Origin of the sequence: Proteus sp. G2618, assembly GCF_009915995.1 — a bacterium.
GTDB lineage: Bacteria > Pseudomonadota > Gammaproteobacteria > Enterobacterales > Enterobacteriaceae > Proteus > Proteus terrae.
The window spans coordinates 57,684-78,340 of the sequence record NZ_JAABNI010000016.1; the positions used below are offsets into that span (position 1 = coordinate 57,684).

Here is a 20,657-nt window from a genome sequence, read left to right on the forward strand (position 1 = left end):
TAAATCATGACTGGAGCACTTATCGTAAACAATTTGGCGGGGTTAATGATGATCACCTCGCTACTGGTAATTGGCGCTAAAAAGCCGATTGCTTCATGTTGGTTCTATGCATTGCAATCTTTCGTTTTAGTGATGATCTTCGTCACTTTAGCCAATACATTAGATGCTCACCAACTCACACTTTGGGCGATTACCGCCTTCTTTACTAAAGTTCTGCTTGTGCCACTTATTTTAGGATTTGCATTCCGTAAGTTATCCGATCCTAGTGCGAATATCAGTGTTATTAGCCCTGCACTTTTAATGTTGTTGGCTGCTGTTATCGTTATTTTAAGTTGGTTTGTGGTTGAGCCAATTCAAATACCAATGGTTGTTGATTTGAAACCTGCACTTGCAGTTTCTTTAGGACACTTTATGTTGGGTCTGCTTTGTATCGTGACTCAACGAAATATCCTAAAACAAGCTTTTGGTTACTGCTTAATGGAAAACGGCTCTCACTTAACACTGGCACTATTAGCGTGGAGAGCACCAGAACTGGTCGAAATCGGTATCGCCACTGACGCCATCTTTGCTGTGATTGTTATGGCAGTGTTGGCTCGTAAGATTTACCGCACGCTCAACACACTGAACGTGGATCAACTGACCGCGCTGAAGGGGTGAGGAGATGAACCAAACAACCATGTTAACAATTTTAATGTTTGCACCGTTGGTATTTTCAATACTGGCGTTTCTAAGTCCGTTATTAAAAGCGGGTGCGCGTCCTGTTGTGACGGGTATTCATGCTATTGGTATCACCGTATTGTTAATCGCTGCATTAGGGACTGTGGCAGATGTCATGTCTCATGGCGAAATATTGGCTGCTGCTAATTGGGTTCATTTAGATAGCCTAGGCGCATTATTCCTTACCATCTTAGGTATTATCGGCTTTTTAACGGGGCTTTATTCTATTGGCTATATGAATCACGAAGTGGATGAGGGTGAAATCTCAGTACGCACTTTGTGTAACTACTATGGATTCTTCCACCTCTTTTTATTCACCATGTTATTAGCAATCACGAGTAATAACTTGATCTTAATGTGGGCGGCCATTGAAGCAACAACCTTAAGCTCTGCATTCTTAGTCGGAATTTATGGTCAACGTTCTTCTCTGGAAGCTGCGTGGAAGTACATCATCATTTGTAGTGTGGGTGTGGCGTTTGGTCTTTTCGGTACTATTTTGGTTTATGCCAATGCCGCAAGCTTTATGCCTGATCCAGATCAGGCCATCTTCTGGACTGAAGTGTTGAAATATACAGACCAGTTAGACCCAACACTAATGCATTTAGCTTTTGTCTTTATTTTAATCGGTTTCGGTACCAAAACGGGTTTATTCCCAATGCACGCATGGTTACCCGATGCGCACAGTGAAGCGCCAAGCCCAGTCAGTGCGCTGTTATCAGCTGTACTACTGAATTGCGCGCTGTTAATCATCATTCGTTACTACATTATTATTGATGCGGCAATCGGTACTGAATTTACTCGTAACTTACTGTTAATCTTTGGCTTCCTCTCTGTTGCTATCGCGGCATTCTTTATTCTTATTCAGCGCGATATGAAACGTCTTTTAGCGTATTCCAGTGTGGAAAATATGGGATTAATTGCCGTCGCGTTAGGAATTGGCGGACCAATTGGCATTTTGGCTGCTTTATTCCACACCTTAAACCACAGTCTGGCGAAAGCACTGTTGTTCTGTGGCTCCGGTAACGTGTTATTGAAATACGGTACTCGTGATTTAAATGTCGTGAAAGGCATGTTTAAAGTGATGCCATTAAGTGCAGCTCTTTTTGCTGGTGGTGCTTTAGCGTTAGGCGGTATGCCTCCTTTCAACGTCTTTATCAGTGAATTTATGATTGTTGTAGCAGGTTTAGCTTCTCAGCACATTGGCTTAACTATCCTATTATTATTGTTATTGACTGTAGTATTGGGTGGGTTAGTTCGTATGGTGGCTAAAACAGTCTTTGGTCCAAAACCTGATGTTGTTGCTAAAGGTGAACTGGGAATTTTAACCACATTACCAATGGTCATTCTGATTGCTCTTATGCTGTTAATGGGAACTCACATTCCTAAGCCTGTCAGCGAGCTGTTAGAAAATGCCGCTAATATCGTGATGAATATTGATAAAAGTGAGTCACCTACTTATGCATGGCCAACGGCTTTAATCAGCAATCCATCCACATCGGTTCAGGAGATGTAACGTGAGCTACCAAAATTATGTCAGTAGAAAAGAGGGAAAAGAACTAGGTGGAGATTATGTTGCCAAAGTTCGTGAAAAGTTCCCATCAGCTGTTCTTGATGAAGAGCGACAAACCGCTGATCAATTGACGATAACAGTAAAAACGGAATCACTTCCTGAAGTGGTGGAATACCTGTATTACGGCTTAGGCGGTTGGTTACCTGTTTTATTTGGTAACGACGAACGTAGTTTAAACGGGGACTATGCTGTTTACTACGCATTATCAATGGAAGAGGGTGAAAAATGCTGGGTTGTTGTAAAAGCCCACGTTAGCCCAATCACTTTAGAATTCCCGTCAGTGACACCGCGTGTACCCGCTGCAGTGTGGGGGGAACGTGAAATCCGTGATATGTATGGTCTTATCCCAGTTGGTTTACCTGATGAACGCCGTTTAGTGCTTCCTGATGACTGGCCTGAAGAGATGTATCCACTGCGTAAAGATGCGATGGATTATCGCCAACGTCCAGCACCAGCGACCGAAGTCGAAACTTATCCTTTCTTGAATGAAGGTAAGCAAGATGCGCGTGTTGTACCAATTGGCCCTATGCACATTACCTCAGATGAACCGGGACACTTCCGCTTATTCGTAGACGGTGAAAATATTGTCGATGCTGATTACCGCATGTTTTATGTTCACCGTGGTATGGAAAAACTCGCTGAAACCCGCATGGGTTATAACGAAGTCACATTCTTATCAGACCGTGTGTGTGGTATCTGTGGTTTTACTCACAGCGTGGCGTATGTGACTTCTGTTGAAAATGCGTTAGGCATTGAAGTGCCTCGTCGTGCGCATACTATTCGTTCTATCTTATTAGAAGTTGAACGCCTTCATAGCCATTTATTAAACATTGGCTTAGCTAGCCACTTCACTGGTTTTGATACTGGCTTTATGCAATTTTTCCGCATTCGTGAAAAATCAATGCAGATTGCAGAAATGCTGACTGGTGCGCGTAAAACGTATGGCTTAAACCTAATTGGTGGTATTCGTCGCGATATCTTAAAAGATCAGCGCCTGAAAACAATTCAATTAGTTAGAGAAATGCGTAAAGAAGTCACTGAATTAGTGGATATACTTCTGTCAGCGCCAAATATGGAACAACGTACTGTCGGCGTAGGTATCTTAGATAAGAAAGTTGCTCGTGATTTTAGCCCAGTAGGTCCAATGATCAGAGCGAGTGGCTTTAAACGAGACGTGCGTTTTGACCACCCATTTGCAGATTATGGCAATCTTCCACTAACTCTCTTTAGTTATGAAGGCGGCGACGTATTCTCTCGTGTGATGGTGCGTATTAAAGAAGTCTTGGATTCAATGGCAATGATTGAATATGCCTTAGATAATTTGCCTGAAGGCCCATTATTAACCGAAGGCTTTACTTATCAACCCTATAAATTTGCACTAGGCTTTACTGAAGCGCCACGAGGCGAAGACGTTCACTGGAGTATGTTGGGTGATAACCAAAAATTATTCCGCTGGCGTTGCCGTGCTGCAACTTATGCTAACTGGCCTGTATTACGCTATATGTTGCAAGGAAATACAGTCTCTGATGCACCGTTAATTATCGGTAGTCTTGACCCTTGTTATTCCTGTACTGACAGGGTAACGCTCGTCGATGTGAAAAAACGTAAATCTAAAACAGTTTCTTATAAAGAAATTGAACGTTACAGCATCGAACGTAAAAATTCGCCGCTCAAGTGAGGGAATGAACGATGTTAAAATTGTTTAAAACCATAATCAAAACAGGCGAAGCAACGACCAAATATCCATTTAAGCCTCTGGATTTACCTGATGGTTTCAGAGGAAAGCCTGAATATGATGCACAGCAATGTATTGTCTGTGGTGCTTGCACCGCAGCTTGTCCTGCTAATGCGTTAACGATGGAAACGAATTTGGAAACAGGCGAGCGTCATTGGCAATTATTTATTGGTCGCTGTATTTACTGCGGTCGTTGTGAAGAAGTTTGCCCAACAAGAGCGATTGTTTTATCCGATATGTTTGAAACGGCAGTGACTAAAAAGTCAGATCTTTATATTAAAGGGACTTTTAAATTATTGAATTGCCGTGAATGCCATCAACCATTTACGCCTAGAAAATCAGTTGAATATGCGATGGAGCTATTAGTGCAATCAGGTTGGGATGAGCAAACTGTAGAAGCGATGCGCCCACAATTTGAAACTTGCCCTGAATGTAAGCGTAAACATAACTTGTTATCTGATGGTCGTGAAAATATTAGTGTGGGCGAAATTGGGAGTACAATAAAATGAGTCTACCAGAAATTCCCATTAATCATCATGTTAGCCAACCGATCACCCTTGATGATCAGGTACAAAAGCTAAAACAGACATTGTTGAAAGATATTCAGCGTTCAGCTTATGTTTATCGTGTTGACTGTGGTGGTTGTAATGGTTGTGAGATTGAAATTTTCTCCGCAATTACACCAGTTTTTGATGCTGAACGTTTTGGTATCAAAGTGGTAGCCTCACCTCGTCATGCTGATATTTTATTATTCACTGGCGCAGTAACGCGCCAGATGCGAGTTCCTGCATTACGTGCTTATGAATCAGCGCCAGATCCAAAAATTTGTATCTCTTATGGTGCTTGTGGCTGTGGTGGCGGTATTTTCCACGATCTGTATTGCGTATGGGGTGGTAGCGAATCTATCGTGCCTATTGATGTGTGGATCCCTGGTTGTCCTCCAACGCCAGCAGCAACGATTTATGGTTTTGCTGTTGCATTGGGTTTGTTAGATCAAAAATTAAAAGGCGAATCACACATTGAAGTAGAAAATGAGAAAGCATCTCTAATTCTACCTTCTATTCCTCTAGATGCTCGAGTAATGATTGAGCGTGAAGCACGTCGTCTTGCTGGTTATTATCAAGGAAGACAAATCAGTGATCATTTTCTTACCTTATTAGAAGGTGCCACTATTCAAGAAGTGAATGGACGTGTTGATGAATGGCTACGACAAGCTAACGATCCTCGTTTATCAGAGATTGTAAAACGTCTGGTCTATTCATTAAGCCAAGGAGGAATTTATGCCTGATGACGCTAAAGTTTACTTTTGGTCACTAAGACAAAAGTTTGTTGATAGCGATGATGATATTCCTGAGCAAGCGCAACAGGTGATGTACTATTCGCTCGCGATTGGTCACCACGTGGGTATGATTGATTGTCTAAAAACAGAACTAGTCTGTCCTTTAGAAAAATATAAAGCATGGATTGATTTATTACCTGAAGGCGAAGCAAAACGCAAAATGCAGGGATTGCTGACATTTGGTGAAATCAATATTAACTCGGAGCATACTCACTTATTAGCGTTAGCATTTGATCCTATTATTAAAAATGACGATCCTATTTTTAGTGAATGGAGTCAAACGCTGATTAAATTACTGGGTGAGATCCACGCAGAACCTGCTATTTATTTGATTGTGAAGAGAAAACCATGAGTAAAGCAATGACAGCACCTAAAGTGGTATTAACGGTTGGCAACAGCATGATGGGCGATGATGGAGCTGGTCCTCTACTTGCTGAGTTAATGGAAGCAAACCCAATTGATGGATGGATTGTTATCAACGGGGGAAGTGCACCTGAGAATGTTTCTTACCAAGTAAGAGAGTTACAACCACAATGTGTTGTCATTGTTGATGCTGCTGACATTGGTTTAAACCCAGGTGAGATCAGGGTGATAGATCCTGATTATATAGCGGAAATGTTTATTATGAGCACCCATAATATGCCGCTGAATTTTCTTATTGATCAATTAAAAGATGATATCCCTGATATTACTTTTCTAGGGATCCAACCTGATTTAGTCGGTTTTTACTACCCAATGACGGAAGCCGTAAAAAATGCCGTTGACGAAGTTTATCAAGGTATCAAGTTTTGGCGAGTTGATTACTTTCCGGAGCTTGAAGTTTGTGATGAAGAAGATATCGAAGAATAAAAATAGAACAAGTATCCAAAGATTATAGATAAAAACTAAAACATCCGCTTTGCGGATGTTTTTCGTTAATGACACCTATATTACTCATTAAGAAGTAAGGTTGTGGCTAATAACATGCTTTTTATGCGCTAACCTTAATTTTTCCTTTAGTAATTTCTTTTAAAAAACAATCCTGCTTAACCTGTTCTTCATAGGGTATCTTAAAAGTTAATTATACTTATTCTTTATTAATAATGATTTTTACTTCAAATTAGCAAAAAAGTAACTTTTTACTTAGGCATAACGAGTGAATAGCAAGAATAGCTCCATATTGAGGCTGGTATCTTTGCTATCCTTGCCCAATATGTTCAGAACGAAAGTTGCTTATTAGAAAGAATAAAAGGTTGGTTATGTCTTCTTTTGTACCTCAATTAAGTATTGTGGTCGCCGTTTATAATGGCGAGAAGTTTTTATCAGAATTTTTTAATTATTTACAAGCGCAGAAACTACCAAGTTGGGAGCTTATTCTTGTTGATGATGGTTCTAACGATAATTCATTAAAATTACTTTATGAATGGAAGGATAAATTTCCTGATGTCACTATTTTGACACAAGAAAACCAAGGTGTTTCCGTTGCTCGAAATACAGGGTTTAAAATAGCTCGTGGCCAATATGTGGCGTTTCCTGATATTGATGATGTCATTGATGCCAGAATGTATCCACGTCTACTTGAAATCGCGCTTGCTGATGATTTAGATATTGCAACTTGTAATGGTAATTATGTCTATGCAGATGGGCGCCCTTCACGACCTATATTTCCATCTAACCGCTTACAGACAACAGATGTTTTAACGGGGCCTCAATGGCTTGAGCGTGCTCTTGAATCGAAAAAGTTTTTACATGTAACTTGGTTAAATATTTATCGTCGCGATTTTCTACTTGCTCATGGTTATTATTTTGAGCCAGGTTTACATCATCAAGATATTCCATGGACAACAGAAGCATTATTAACCGCTAAACGTGTTAAATATATTGATGAGCGTTACTACGACTACTTTATTCACTCTGAATCTGTTTCTCATAAAACACCTAATGATACTATTCATGTTAGAACAATTCATAATTACATGAAGATATTAGAGATGCTTGATGCTATTAATCAAAAGCATAAGGAAGCCACTAAAAATATCAATGCATGTTATTGGCAAATTGCAAAAGAAGGTTTAGGAATTATTCACGCAATCGGTTCTATTCAATCTATTGAAATTAAAAAACAAATAGTTAAAGAGTTTTTTGATAGAGGGATTTGGACACTTATCTGGCAGAATGCGAAAGATTTTAGATTGCGTTGGCGTTTAGGACGACGCTATTTCAAATTAAAAAGAATATTAAATACATGATCACAAGAGGGCACAATAATGTGCCTTTTTTATTTTCAGTATAGATTAAATAAAAAGAAATAATTTAATTTCGTTAAAAAGTCACTTTATTTCGTTTTACGCTCACTAATAGATTCAATGATAAATATATAACTTATTTATTAGAAAAATACTGTGCACTTGCTAGAAGTTTGCCATAATGAGTATTACTGCTTAATAAAAGTTTATGTAAAATCAATAAACTGTCGAATATTATTCGAGTTGAATAAAAAAAATTATTATGATGCCACTGGTTTAGCCTTTATTTGTATTATCTGTACCAAGTTGCAGAACATCATAATTATCATTGTTATTTATCTTGTTTCAGCCTCTTCATCTTATTTAGATAGAGACTGATGATAAGTCGTATCTAAAAAATCGGAGAATGTTTTATGTCTATTCGGTTTGGTTGGCGTCAATCATTAGTAACGTTAACTTGTTTAGCCGCGTTAAGCGTCCCTTTTGCAACATCTGCTCAAACGTTGAAATTAGCGATTGGTGAAGAGCCAACGGAGGGTTTCGACCCAATGCTGGGCTGGAGTCATGGCAGTTATTTACTTCTTCATAGCCCATTGTTAAAGCAAAATGCGGATCTCTCTTGGTATAGCAATATGTTAAGTGACTATCAGCCAAGTGAAGATGGTAAAACATGGAAATTAACGTTAAAGCCAGATTTAAAATTCTCTGATGGTCTGCCACTTACAGCAAAAGATATCGCCTTTACCTATAACAATGCAGCTGCAAGTGGCGGTAAAGTGGATATGGGTAACTTCCTTTCTGCAAAAGCCGATGATGACTTACATGTCACTATTACATTAAAAGCACCGCAAAGTACTTTTGTGAACGTACTAGGCTCTTTAGGTATTGTTTCTGCTGATAAGTATGATGAAAAAACCTATGCACAAAAGCCAATTGGTGCAGGCCCTTATCGCATGGTCAGCTTCCAACCAGGTCAGCAATTAATTGTTGAAGCTAACCCCTATTATGCGGGACAGAAAAACGATTTTGAAAAACTGATTTTTGTTTTCCTTGATGAAGATGCCGCCTTTGCTGCTGCTCAAAGTGGGCAATTAGGCATTGTGCGCATTCCACCAGCAACGGCTGCAATCGCTAAGAATTTGCCCAATACCAAATTGTGGGAAAGAGCAAGTGTTGAAAACCGCGGTATTGTTTTCCCAATGGTAAAATCAGGTGAGAAAAACACCTTAGGTTATGATATTGGTAACGATATCACAGCAGATATCGCTATTCGTAAAGCGATTAACTATGCTCTTGATCGTAAATTACTGTCAGAACAAGTACTTGATGGTTATGCCGTTCCTGCGTATACCGGCGTAAAAGGACTGCCTTGGGATCAAACTGAAGCCGCATTTAAAGATGGTGATGTTGAAAAAGCGAAGCAAATTCTTGAAGATGCAGATTGGAAACTCAATAAAAACGGCATTCGTGAAAAAGACGGTTTAGAAGCCAAACTGACCTTATGGTATACCAGTGGTGATGCAACTCGTCGTGATTTAGCTGAGTCAATTCGTGCGTTAGTGCAACCTATTGGCATTCAAATGGATCTTAAATCAGGAAGTTGGGATACAGTAGAACGTTATATGCACTCGAATCCGACTTTATTTGGCTGGGGCAGCCTTGATCCAATGGAGCTCTATCATCATTACAGTGCTAATGCTGCCGGCGTTGGTTATTATAATCCGGGTTATTATAAAAATCCTGAAGTCGAAAAACATCTACAAGCTGCGCTTGATGCTCATACATGGCAAGAAGCGGTTCCTCATTGGAAAGCCGTTGAGTGGGATGGTAAAAATGGCGTTGGTGTAAAAGGTGATGCTGCTTGGGCTTGGCTGATGAATGTACAACATACTTACCTAACTAACCCTTGTGTTGATCTGGGTACAGGAACACCTGAAATCCATGGTTCATGGTCATTATTAAATAGCGTAGATACTTGGAAGTGGACTTGTCAGTAATACGTCAAAGTGCGGGTTTTTTCCTGCGATTACTCTGCCTGCTGTTGGTGACAACAGCAGGTGTTTTTATTTTATTAAGTTTTTCACCGATTGATCCCATTAAGGCCTATATCGGTAGTGATCTACTGAATGTTCCTCCAGAGCAATATCCTTTAATTGCGGCGCGTTGGGGAATTGATCAGCCTTTATGGATGCGATTTTGGCTTTGGTTTAGCCAAATCATTCAAGGGGATTTTGGCTATTCCATGTTGTATAACATGCCTGTTATTGATGTTATTCGTGAACGTGCAGGACCTTCGTTTATCTTGCTTTTTTCAGCATGGGTATTTTCAGGTGTTATTGGCGTTGTGATGGGATTAGTCGCAGGTCGATATCTTAATCGTTGGCCAGATAGAATTATCTCTACTTTATCTTATCTATTAGCCGCATTACCGACGTTTTGGGTGGGATTACTGCTGCTATCTCTGTTTTCTGTCACCTTACATTGGGCACCAATTTGTTGTGCATGGCCGATGGGAAGTAGTGCTGAAACAGCAACATTAAGCCAGCGTTTTTCTCATCTTATCTTACCTATGATTGCGCTTGGATTATTAGGTACCGGGAATATCGCTTTGCATACTCGTGCGAAAGTCGCTGAAGTGATGGGCAGTGAATTTATCCATTTTGCTAAAGCTCAAGGTGATAAAGGTTGGGCTATGATGCTATTTCATGTTCTACGTCATGCCATTACGCCAGCACTTTGCTTACAGTTTGCATCAATTGGTGAATTACTTGGTGGCTCTCTTTTAGCTGAAAAAGTATTTGCTTATCCAGGCTTAGGGCAAGCAACGGTTGATGCTGGATTACGAGGTGATATTCCTCTGTTAATGGGGATTGTTGTTTTCAGTACTATTTTGATTTTCTTTGGTAATAGTATTTCTAACATATTATTAAGACGTATTAATAAAGGAATTTTACGAGACTCATGATTTACGATCCGAACAAGCCTTTGCTACGACTTTTGTTAGTCACCCTCGCGTTAATTGGGTTAGTTGCATATGGTTTTTCTGTTTCTCACACTGATATCGTAATGGACTTTTTGGCTAGAAATCAGGCTCCGTCAGATCAATATTGGTTCGGTACTGATAACTTAGGCCGCTCTTTGTGGCTACGTTGTTTCCAAGGCATGTTAAGTAGTTTAAATATCGGTGTGACGAGTGCGGTTGTGAGTGGTGCAATTGCCTTAATTTTTGCAGGTATCTCCTCAATTAATCGTTATTGTGATTTTTTTGTAAGAGGCGTTGTTGATGCGCTTTTAGCATTACCTCATTTATTACTGTTGATTTTAATTTGTTTTACCTTAGGTGGTGGGCAACAAGGGGTGATTTGGGCTGTGGCATTAACCCATTGGCCTAAATTAGCTTTAATTTTACGAGGTGAAATTCAGCGTATTAGAGAAGCTGATTATGTGATGTTATCGCGTCGTATTGGTAATACGCCTTTTGAGTGTGTGAAAAAACACTATATTCCTATGCTGTTACCTCAGTGGATCGTAGGAACCTTATTAATGTTTCCTCATGCAGTATTGCATAGTGCAGCGTTGAGTTTTCTTGGTTTTGGTCAGGCAGCTCATGAACCTTCACTCGGCTTATTACTGGCCGATGCACTACGTTATTTAAGTACAGGCTCTTGGTGGATGGTGGTGTTTCCAGGGCTGATTTTGATGTGCTTAGTATTGATTTTTGATCAATTTGCTAAAGCAATGCAACAATTATGGTTAAGAGGGGCAGGATGTTAAGTTTTGAACAACTTTCCATTGATATCGCGCAATTTCGTTGGTTAGGAAAACGAAATTGGCAGCCGTTGCTAAAATCAATCTCACTGGATATTAAACCCGGAAAAATGCTGGCATTAGTGGGGGGCAGTGGTGAAGGAAAAAGCCTGTTATTACAAAGTGCGTTAGGACTTTTACCTGCCAACATGCGAGTTCGTGGTGCGATTAAATTGAATGGGCACACACTAAGTGAACGGGAACTGATTGCTTATCGTGGGAATACCTTTTGTTACATTCCTCAAGGTGTCAGTGCTCTCAATCCGTTGATCTGTATTGGTGATCAATTAAGTCGCTCTGCGCGTTTAAGTGGTGCAGATGTTTCGTCTGATGATATTGTACAACAGTTAGGGCTTTATCATCTTTCAGGCTCTTTGGTAAAAACGTATCCAGCAAAATTGTCTGGTGGAATGGCAAAACGCGTATTAGCCTGTAATGCAACACTCTCTAATGCACAGTATATTTTGGCGGATGAGATCACCTCATGGCTTGATGATGAACATGCATGCTTGTTATTAGGTCATTTAAGAGAGTTATGCAATCAAGGTAAATCAGTGCTTTGGGTTACACATGATTTAGCCTTAGCCGCAAGGTTTGCGGATACTATAGCGGTGCTTAATCAGGGGGAAGTTAACGAAGTCATTCCTGCTAATGTGCTTAATCGTCATGAAGGTAGTGAGTGGTTAAAGACACTCTGGAACGCATTACCTGAACAACAATTTATCAATACAAAAGAAGCATCACTTAATCCATTATAATATTGAGTTCTCAAGTTTTATTTTTATACATTTCATTTGTTATTTTTGGAGTTATCTTTATGCCACTTTTAGAGTTAAAACAATTATCTGTGGAGCAAGCAGGTAAGATGTTATGGCAAGATCTCTCCTTTTCGTTAGATGCGGGAGAGCGACTCGGTATTTCAGCGCCAAGTGGCACAGGGAAAACGACATTAGGTCGCGTTTTAGCGCAGTGGCAAGCACCAACTCAAGGTTCAATTCTTATTAATGGCAAACCATTATCTAACAAGGGTTATTGCCCTATTCAATTAGTTCCTCAGCACCCTGATAAATGTTTTAATCCCTTTCGAACAACAGGAGATAGCCTCCGAGATGCTTGGACGCCTGATGAAAGTTGGTTTGAAAAATTACGGATAAAGAAAGAATGGTTAACGCGTAGACCTAATGAATTATCCGGTGGAGAGCTTGCTCGTATTGCGTTATTGCGCGCGTTAGATCCTCGTACTCAAATATTGATTGCAGATGAAGTCACGGCACAGTTAGATGCACAAATTCAAGCTGATATTTGGCAAGTATTGATCGATGAAAGTCAGAAGCGCCCTTTAAGTTTGGTTATTTTTAGTCACAATAAAGCACTACTTGAGAAGGTTTCTACCAAAGTGTGGTGGGTTAATGAAGAAAAAAACAATTCTATTATTTCAAATTTGAATTATTCAATCAGTTAATAAAAAAGAGCTTCCTATATATTTTTATAGGAAGCCAAATAATACAGCTAAAATAAATTCCAAATGTAACAATAAGGAACTAGAAGCGATAAGTGTAACTTACACCAATTTGCATATCGTGATTGCGATAGGTTGTCATTTCCCAATTTGCTGATGTATTGACGGAAGATTGTTTATCAAACTGGTAAGTGACTCCAACATTGGCAAATGGGCGTTGTTTTACCTGTTTTTTATTTTCTGAATAATCAATTTGTTGTTGACCTAAATAGTCAATATGACTACGAAAATCCCCTTGATAATGCGATAAGTTCCACAGTAAGCCTGCTTTTGTATTAAGTATGAAAGAAGAACCTAATAAATGCTCCACACCCAATCCTATTTTGGCGAACAATGAATGCGTTTTAAGGGCATCATAGTGTGCTGCAAATTGGGCATTTTGAGTTTCACTATAAGCTGAACGTGAGATTTGATTAAAAGTAAGTCCTACAAATGGCGTTAACAGTAAGTTATTTGTTAATGAATATGGATAATAAGCTTTCAAATCAATATGATAACCTGAAATCTTAGCATTGCCTTTACCTGATTCAGTATTTGCTAATGCTGCTCTTTCAATAGAAACTTTACGATTTAAATAAGCACCTTTTAAAGAGAAATGCAGTGCATTATTATTTAGCTCTGCATTCAATGACGGCATTAAATCTAAACTAAAACCAATTAAAGGTAATGCATAGCCTTGATATTGATAACCTTTAGGTAATGAAGAATAGACATCAGTATCAATGGCAAGCCCTACAACTAATGGAATATGATTAATATCAAAACGATAAGCACCACTTAACCCAGTTTGTGTTGCATTGGCTTTATTTACATTTTGATAGTGTGTAAAACCACTAATACACGCTTTTTCAGTACCTACAGAGCAAGTTGCAGAAGCTAGGTAACGCAATTGACCTTGTTGCATATCTATAAGCTTATAGCCGTTTTCAGCCATTAATTGCATTGATTTATAAGTGCTTTCAATGTCGATAGGTTTGCTGATAATGATCGATGGTTTTGTTATTTCTTTCTCTTTTGCTCGTAGTTCTAATTCATCTTCTACTGGGATTAGTTCTTTGGCTTTTTCTTCGGCAATGTCCTTAGACTCTTCTTGAGTTTTCGCTTCTTTGGCCAAACGTTGTTTTTCTCTGGCTTCATCAGCCAAACGTTGTTGTTCTCTGGCTTCGTCAGCCAAACGTTGTTGTTCTCTGGCTTCGTCAGCCAAACGTTGCTTTTCTTTGGCTTCATCAGCCAAACGTTGCTTTTCTTTGGCTTCGTCAGCCAAACGTTGTTTTTCTCTGGCTTCGTCAGCCAAACGTTGTTTTTCTCTGGCTTCGTCAGCCAAACGTTGTTTTTCTCTGGCTTCGTCAGCCAAACGTTGTTTTTCTCTGGCTTCATCAGCCAAACGTTGCTTTTCTTTGGCTTCATCAGCCAAACGTTGCTTTTCTTTGGCTTCATCAGCCAAACGTTGTTGTTCTTTGGCTTCATCAGCCAAACGTTGCTTTTCTTTGGCTTCATCAGCCAAACGTTGCTTTTCTTTGGCTTCATCAGCCAAACGTTGCTTTTCTTTGGCTTCGTCAGCCAAACGTTGTTGTTCTTTTGCTTCATCAGCCAAACGTTGCTTTTCTTTGGCTTCTTCGGCAAGGCGTTGTTGTTCTTTGGCTTCATCAACAAATTTTTGTTTTTCATTGTTAAAATATTCATTACTGATTTCATTATTTTTCCAAATGACTTGGCGCCAATTATTATGTTTATCAGTAGATAAACCATAAATAATTCTTCCATCGTCAGTAATTGAATGTGCTTCAGAATCATTACCTTCGTCAAGAGTTCCTAAATCGTACATTTTTTCATTTAAGTAAAGAAAGCCATGACGATGAAACATAATAAACGCTTCTGGGCCTCTTTTTGATGAATCCTTTGGGATAGTATCGTAATTATAATGATCCGTTTCAGACCATCCCACGATATATTTCCCATCAGCTGAGATATCCATGGCTCTTGCATTTCTAAATTGTGTTTCACCTGCCTTTTCAGAAAGGTTACCTATATTCTTCAGCTTATCGTTCGAAAAATCATAGAGCAGTGCATGGCTAAAAAGTGAAGAGGATTTTTTTATGCTATGAGGCAGTTTTATTTCATAATCAGCATGCCAAATTTCGCCCCAACCAACACTATAATTGCCATTTTCTGAAAAAGCAGTTAGTTTGGATGAACCAAAATCAGAGTAGCTCACTTCTTTTATTGGGCCTTCTTTTTTTGCAATAAAAGCTACTTTAGGATATCCAGCATCAATGAGTTGTTTTTTAGATAGTTTTCTATTGAGTTGACCAATAATTACCTGAGCATTATCACTTACTTTTTGGATATCAACATTTCTTTTCTTTATTTTATCTAAAAATGGAGGAGAGGTTATTTCTAAAAGTAAGCGGTCTTTTTCAGGGTGCTCTGGTAAATAATGGTTAATATTTTCAATGCTAAGGATAAAACTTTCTTTTTTAGCTATATCGTATATATGTAAATTTTTTTCTTTTTTTGAGGAATACAAAATAAAGTTACCATCTTTAGTAAGATGATGAATATTTATCTTATTATCTAGGATTGTAAATATATTATTTTTACTATTGTAGATAAAAGTATGACATAAAGGATAACCTGAGCAATTATCCATGTCATAATTTATCTCAGTTAACCTTGATTTAGACGCTGTAGCATAACCAACAATAACTTCACCATTATAAGAGCTTCTATCTAGATAAAGGGTATCTAATCGTTCATCGCTCCCTTTATTTATTTTCTTCCGAGTTATACCGCCATCTGTGCTGATAAATAATTCACTGGGCAGAATGCTTTCATCAAAAAATGATGAATTTCTTATGTTGTAAGAAGGGTGCTCTTTTTGAATTTCATTATTTATATTATCTGCAAGAGTATTATACTTGAAAAGCGTATCATCATCTATGGCAGTATAAATATAGACACTTCCAAAGGAGGTAACTAGTCTCTGGTTATAAGTACCCTTATCTAATATTTTACCATGTCTATATTTAATATCTTCATATTTCTTCTCGCGAAGTTGATAGTATTGGTTTGCATTATTTGAAATACTGAAAGGTTTATAAATTGAATTACCCATATCTTTTATATTATAATTAGCATGAGAATTAATTGGAAATATATATATTGAGTATGTTATCAATAATATTGACTTGTATTTTATTTTCATAGCAGGAGCCCATAAAGAGATTTTCTAAATGAGATTATCTTCTGAGTTAATTAAAGTCAAATAGATAAAATTATATAATTATTGCATCCAATAGGAGTAAGTTATTATATATTAATAAACATTTGGTATTTTAATTGAATTAATGTTTCTAGCTTTGAATTCATTCATTAAATTAATAACTTCTTTTTGAGAAGTTGCACGCCAATTACCAGCCTCACCATATACTCCATGCTGATGAAAAGCATTAATTCTAATTAATATGGATTCACCAAGTGAATTAATAAATTGAGAAAGTAATTCAATATTTTCTAAATAGTCAGTTTTCTCGGGTATATATAAAAGGCGTAATTCTGTAAGTAAATGATTATTAGCTAACCATTTTATTGATTCTTTAATTCGCTGATTACCTCGACCTGTTAAATAAATATGAGTATCTTCATTCCAACTTTTTAAATCAATCATAGCACCGTCCATATAAGGGGCGATTTTTTGCCAGCCATTAAGTGAAAGTGTGCCGTTACTGTCGATTAAACAAGTAAGATGCTTAAGATCCGGTGCTTCCTTGATTGCCTTAAAGTAATCAATTAAAAAAGGAAGTTGTAATGTAGATTCACCACCACTTACTGTTACGCCATTAATAAATGCTGCATATTTACGGGTGAGCGCCATTAATTCATTGACAGTATAAGTTAACGTCATCGGGCTTGATTGACGTGGGCATTGCTGAATACAAGTATCACATTGTTCACAACTGGCGCTGTTCCAATTTATCACACCATTTTGTAATGAAAGTGCTTGCTGTGGGCAAGCTGGAATGCAGTCACCACAATTGTCACAGATCCCCATGGTGTAGGGATTGTGACAATTTTTACAGCGTAGATTACACCCTTGTAGGAAGATGGCCAGACGATTGCCTGGGCCATCAACACAAGAGAAGGGGAGGATCTTACTTATCGAAGCGCATCTGCTGTTCATGACTGATAACTCGTGGTTTACGTTCAGTAATATGACAGTTTGCTGTGGCTTCATCACCTAACCAAGTGGTATTTAGGCGAGAGCCTTCTTCTTTATACTTTTTCAAATCAGATAAGCGAACCATATAACCTGTCACACGGACAAGATCATTTCCGCCCACATTGGCAGTAAATTCTCTTAATCCAGAAGAGAACGCGCCTAAGCAGAGTTGCATTAGGGCATCAGGGTTTTGTTTGATCGTTTCATCAACCGTTAAAATATCGCTGATCCCTGAGGTATAAAATTGATGATGAGGTGCAACCGTCATTAAATGGGTAACAGGATCGGGCTCTTTACCATAAGGAATACGAGTCGCAGGTGTTGTGCCAATATCTGAACTAATACCCGATTGAGCATGTAGCATAGCTCTGTGTTTCCAACCATATTTCACGGGTGTTTTGGTAACAAATTGGGCCAATTTTTCACTGATCATATAGCTAAGTTTGTTGGCAGATTCATTATCACCATAAGCGACATTTTTACCTTCTTTTTCAAGTAAAAGTGCTACTGCTTCTGCCATGCCATAGATCCCAAACATAGGGGCAAAACGATCAGGTGAGATTAATCCTTCTTCAACTAAGAAACTCTGTTTAAAGAAGTTAGATTTTTCATAGAGAAACTCACAACGAGCATCAATGATCTCAATTTGTTTTTGCATATAAAAAGGCAATACATTATCAAGAAAATCGGGGCTATTTTGGCTACGCTGTGCAACCTCTTTGAGATTTATGCGCACTAAGGTGCTACCTCCACCACTTTGAGGCAAAGAATTATAACAACTCACAATTCCGTATTCATCTTTGCCAAATACTGCATCTTGCAACGTACCATTAGCAATGTGAGGTTTACTACTGTGGCAAATATTGGTGATAGCTTGGTGAAGTAAATCAGCAGGCGTTGATTTCGCATCATAAATAAACGTGAGATTAGGTGCGACTTGCTGAAGCTCAACATCCACTTTAAGAATGAGACGTGTAAGGACAGAGTCTTCTGGGCCAATATTGGCGTGCATAAAGGCATCTGGTAGCGTTCTATCAAGATAGCGCCAGAAGCGTTTTAATTTAGGGTAAAGCTGTTCTTCGGTAAGGTTGCCAACATAAGGCAGTAAGATTTTATCAATGCGGCCTAAGTAAACAGGCATAGAGGTTACAGAAGGAACATGATGATAAAGAATAGTCAGCATGTTTAAGGCATCGTCAAAATCTTGCGCAGGTTCTAGTTCTAAATAGCGAGAGCCTTGTGCTAAAAACTTCGCATAATCAGGCAAGACATAACGTGGTTTATAAGGGGCGTGACCTTCATACATATCACAGATAACCCGTTCATTAAGCGCTTTAGCTGCATCCTCAGGAAGTGAGGGATAAGGCAACATATTTTCAGCTTCTAAAGCGAGAAAATGACGTTTTTGTTCAGGGGAAAGGGTTGGGTTTTCTACGATTTGTTGACAACGTTGGATAACAGATTGTTCAGTCATAACCACCTCAGTACTCAAAGAGCCAGAAAAAGATTTAAAACTTATCTTTTTAGGTTAATGACTTGGTGAGAATTTACCGTGACTTTAAACAAAACCCCTTTAAAGATTAAGGAAATAGCACGAAAATACGTATAAATTAGATATATCTAATTTAAATTCTGGTTAGCCAGAAATAAAAAAAGTGAGTTCAGCTAATGAATGACTCAACCCACTTAGTGACTTCTCAATAGAATAAAAATTATGACTTTTCTATTTTATTTTCCGCGTCGTTATCTTCCTCAGTAGATCCTTTTTCTTCATTACTCTCGTTTTCTTCAGTCTCTTCTTTTTCAGTACGAGGCGGTAAATTGGCGGTTAATAAATAAGGAGATTGTTGCCAATGAACGGGGGTTAGTTGAAGAAGGTTATGAGAAAGCAAAAAGCCAATCGCAAGCGCAACTAATAACATTACACGTAATAAATTTGTTGTGTTATCGACTTGGCTTGATTCAGTGACAAGTTGATGAGTATCCAGCGTAAGCCTTAAAAAGCCTTTGGGTTTATCTTTACCCGGCACAGGCACAACGAGTTGGTGATTAAAAGAACCTCCACTTTTTTGCCCTTCTAGTGCTAATCGCTCTTTAACAGTGACATTTTCACCACTATGCGCTATTTGTGTACCATCTTCTAAATAAAGACTGGCATCAAGCACCCGACTATCGTGAGTCAGATGATTTAAATTAGCCATAATGAGGGGATTTACGTTATCTTTGCTACTGTCATCTATATAAGTGGATAAAGAGAACGCAACTTGTTCTGCCAGCGTTTTTGCAAGTTCTTCAAACTGAGTAATGCGGGCGTGCTGATTTGCACGGCTAAAATAAGACGCGCCTTGCATAAGAAATGCCAATAGTGCGATACAAATCAGTATAATCGCCGTTTTTTGTAGTTTGAATTTTAGTTTGTCTTTAAGCATGTTCATCCTTTTGCGTGAGCAAGTATGTGCATGTTGCCAGATGAGCCAGAGATAGAATAGGCTGAATAACGATTATTTTGTTCAGACAGGGGAAAACAGGAGAATAAGTATGTCAAATAGTCTGACCTATTGCTATTTACCGGATGAAATCCGTAAATGGCCAGGTCTGCCGTTGTCACTCAGTGGTGAAGAGGTAATGCCACTAGATTACCGTGCTGGAGATAGTGGGTGGTTACTTTATGGACGGGAACTTGATAAGAAAAGAATAAGTGAGTTCCAACATAAATTGGGTGTGGCAATCGTCGTGGTTTCTTCATGGCGCATTGATGATTACCAAGTTGTGCGTATTGCAGGCAGCCTAACTCGCCGGATCCGCCGTTTATCCGATGAGTGTGGCCTAGATGTCGTTCCGCTAGGTGAAATTCCTCGTTTACGTTCTCCTGGGCTTTTAGTGATGGATATGGATTCAACGGCAATTCAAATTGAATGTATTGATGAAATCGCCAAACTAGCAGGAGTGGGAGATAAAGTTGCTGCGATAACAGAGCGAGCAATGCAAGGTGAAATGGATTTTAGTGAAAGCTTAAAACTGCGTGTTGCTGAACTTAAAGGTGCTGATGCTTCTATTTTACAAAAAGTGATGGATGATCTGCCTCTTATGCCAGGGTTAACGAGTCTAGTTCGAAAGCTTCAGGCGATGGATTGGCATATTGCTATCGCATCTGGCGGTTTTACTTATTTTGCTGATAACTTAAAACAAAAATTACGTTTAGTGGCTGCTGTTGCTAATCATCTTGAAATTAAAGATGGCAAACTAACGGGTAAAGTTAAAGGCCCGATTGTTGATGCGAAATATAAAGCACAAGTCCTTGCACGTTTAGCCAAGGATTTAGAGATCCCAATAGAGCAAACCATTGCCATTGGGGATGGTGCAAACGATCTTAAAATGTTGAGAAAAGCAGGGCTTGGCATTGCTTATCATGCAAAACCTAAAGTGTATGCTCAGGCAAAAGTGGCGATCCGCCACGCCGATCTAATGGGTGTATTGTGTATTTTAAGTGGTGGTTTAAAACACGAAGAGCGCTAATGGTGTTTTT

Annotated in this window: 18 protein-coding genes; 14 read left to right on the forward strand and 4 right to left on the reverse strand. The window is 38.8% G+C overall.

Annotated elements, in window-relative coordinates:
• Positions 1 to 6 precede the first annotated feature (6 nt).
• The 13 genes from hyfE to GWJ01_RS08675 all read left to right on the forward strand — a co-directional run bounded on the left by hyfE (position 7) and on the right by GWJ01_RS08675 (position 12,855).
• Positions 7 to 657: a hydrogenase 4 membrane subunit gene (hyfE, locus tag GWJ01_RS08615; RefSeq protein ID WP_036934333.1), complete on the forward strand. Its 651-nt coding sequence runs from the start codon at positions 7 to 9 to the stop codon at positions 655 to 657.
• Between the two features lie 4 nt (positions 658 to 661).
• A complete protein-coding gene (locus GWJ01_RS08620) occupies positions 662 to 2,230 on the forward strand; it encodes a hydrogenase 4 subunit F (RefSeq protein ID WP_109402373.1) in 1,569 nt (522 codons plus the stop codon).
• A 1-nt stretch (position 2,231) separates the two neighbouring features.
• Positions 2,232 to 3,965 (forward strand): hydrogenase large subunit, encoded by a 1,734-nt coding sequence (locus GWJ01_RS08625; protein WP_075673441.1) that lies wholly within the window; start codon positions 2,232 to 2,234, stop codon positions 3,963 to 3,965.
• Between the two features lie 11 nt (positions 3,966 to 3,976).
• Entirely contained in the window at positions 3,977 to 4,531 is a 555-nt protein-coding gene (gene hyfH / locus GWJ01_RS08630; RefSeq protein ID WP_075673442.1) for a hydrogenase 4 subunit H, read from the forward strand.
• The gene (locus GWJ01_RS08635) at positions 4,528 to 5,310 is read left to right on the forward strand and encodes an NADH-quinone oxidoreductase subunit B family protein (protein WP_109402372.1); all 783 of its coding nucleotides are present in this window, start codon (positions 4,528 to 4,530) and stop codon (positions 5,308 to 5,310) included. Before hyfH ends, GWJ01_RS08635 begins: the two co-directional genes overlap by 4 nt.
• Positions 5,303 to 5,713, forward strand: a complete 411-nt coding sequence (locus tag GWJ01_RS08640) for a formate hydrogenlyase maturation HycH family protein (RefSeq protein WP_088494545.1) — start codon at positions 5,303 to 5,305, stop codon at positions 5,711 to 5,713. The genes GWJ01_RS08635 and GWJ01_RS08640 overlap by 8 nt, the downstream gene beginning before the upstream one ends.
• The gene (hycI, locus tag GWJ01_RS08645) at positions 5,710 to 6,210 is read left to right on the forward strand and encodes a hydrogenase maturation peptidase HycI (RefSeq protein WP_109394985.1); all 501 of its coding nucleotides are present in this window, start codon (positions 5,710 to 5,712) and stop codon (positions 6,208 to 6,210) included. Before GWJ01_RS08640 ends, hycI begins: the two co-directional genes overlap by 4 nt.
• A 389-nt stretch (positions 6,211 to 6,599) precedes the next feature.
• Entirely contained in the window at positions 6,600 to 7,589 is a 990-nt protein-coding gene (locus GWJ01_RS08650) for a glycosyltransferase (protein ID WP_161710978.1), read from the forward strand.
• A 410-nt stretch (positions 7,590 to 7,999) separates the two neighbouring features.
• Entirely contained in the window at positions 8,000 to 9,583 is a 1,584-nt protein-coding gene (locus GWJ01_RS08655) for an ABC transporter substrate-binding protein (RefSeq protein ID WP_161710979.1), read from the forward strand.
• Complete coding sequence (locus tag GWJ01_RS08660) at positions 9,568 to 10,551, forward strand: ABC transporter permease (protein ID WP_109394988.1); 984 nt, start codon at positions 9,568 to 9,570, stop codon at positions 10,549 to 10,551. Before GWJ01_RS08655 ends, GWJ01_RS08660 begins: the two co-directional genes overlap by 16 nt.
• On the forward strand, positions 10,548 to 11,360 hold the full coding sequence (locus tag GWJ01_RS08665) for an ABC transporter permease (protein WP_109394989.1): 813 nt from the start codon (positions 10,548 to 10,550) through the stop codon (positions 11,358 to 11,360). The genes GWJ01_RS08660 and GWJ01_RS08665 overlap by 4 nt, the downstream gene beginning before the upstream one ends.
• Positions 11,354 to 12,151: an ATP-binding cassette domain-containing protein gene (locus tag GWJ01_RS08670; protein WP_075673451.1), complete on the forward strand. Its 798-nt coding sequence runs from the start codon at positions 11,354 to 11,356 to the stop codon at positions 12,149 to 12,151. Before GWJ01_RS08665 ends, GWJ01_RS08670 begins: the two co-directional genes overlap by 7 nt.
• Before the next feature lie 59 nt (positions 12,152 to 12,210).
• Positions 12,211 to 12,855: an ATP-binding cassette domain-containing protein gene (locus GWJ01_RS08675; protein ID WP_109402369.1), complete on the forward strand. Its 645-nt coding sequence runs from the start codon at positions 12,211 to 12,213 to the stop codon at positions 12,853 to 12,855.
• 79 nt (positions 12,856 to 12,934) lie between these two features.
• Here GWJ01_RS08675 and GWJ01_RS18830 read toward each other — a convergent pair whose 3' ends face one another.
• From GWJ01_RS18830 to GWJ01_RS08695, 4 genes are all read right to left on the reverse strand, one after another.
• A complete protein-coding gene (locus GWJ01_RS18830; protein ID WP_237585709.1) occupies positions 12,935 to 16,117 on the reverse strand; it encodes an autotransporter domain-containing protein in 3,183 nt (1,060 codons plus the stop codon).
• A 111-nt stretch (positions 16,118 to 16,228) separates the two neighbouring features.
• Positions 16,229 to 17,092, reverse strand: coding sequence for a YjjW family glycine radical enzyme activase (locus tag GWJ01_RS08685; protein WP_109394190.1), 864 nt, complete (start codon positions 17,090 to 17,092; stop codon positions 16,229 to 16,231).
• The gene (locus tag GWJ01_RS08690; RefSeq protein WP_109402089.1) at positions 17,064 to 18,605 is read right to left on the reverse strand and encodes a YjjI family glycine radical enzyme; all 1,542 of its coding nucleotides are present in this window, start codon (positions 18,603 to 18,605) and stop codon (positions 17,064 to 17,066) included. Before GWJ01_RS08690 ends, GWJ01_RS08685 begins: the two co-directional genes overlap by 29 nt.
• Positions 18,606 to 18,843: 238 nt before the next feature.
• Positions 18,844 to 19,560 (reverse strand): YtjB family periplasmic protein, encoded by a 717-nt coding sequence (locus GWJ01_RS08695; protein ID WP_098941880.1) that lies wholly within the window; start codon positions 19,558 to 19,560, stop codon positions 18,844 to 18,846.
• Between the two features lie 109 nt (positions 19,561 to 19,669).
• On the opposite strand from GWJ01_RS08695, the gene serB reads away from it, so the two are divergent.
• Entirely contained in the window at positions 19,670 to 20,647 is a 978-nt protein-coding gene (gene serB / locus GWJ01_RS08700; protein ID WP_075672712.1) for a phosphoserine phosphatase, read from the forward strand.
• Positions 20,648 to 20,657: the final 10 nt, after the last annotated feature.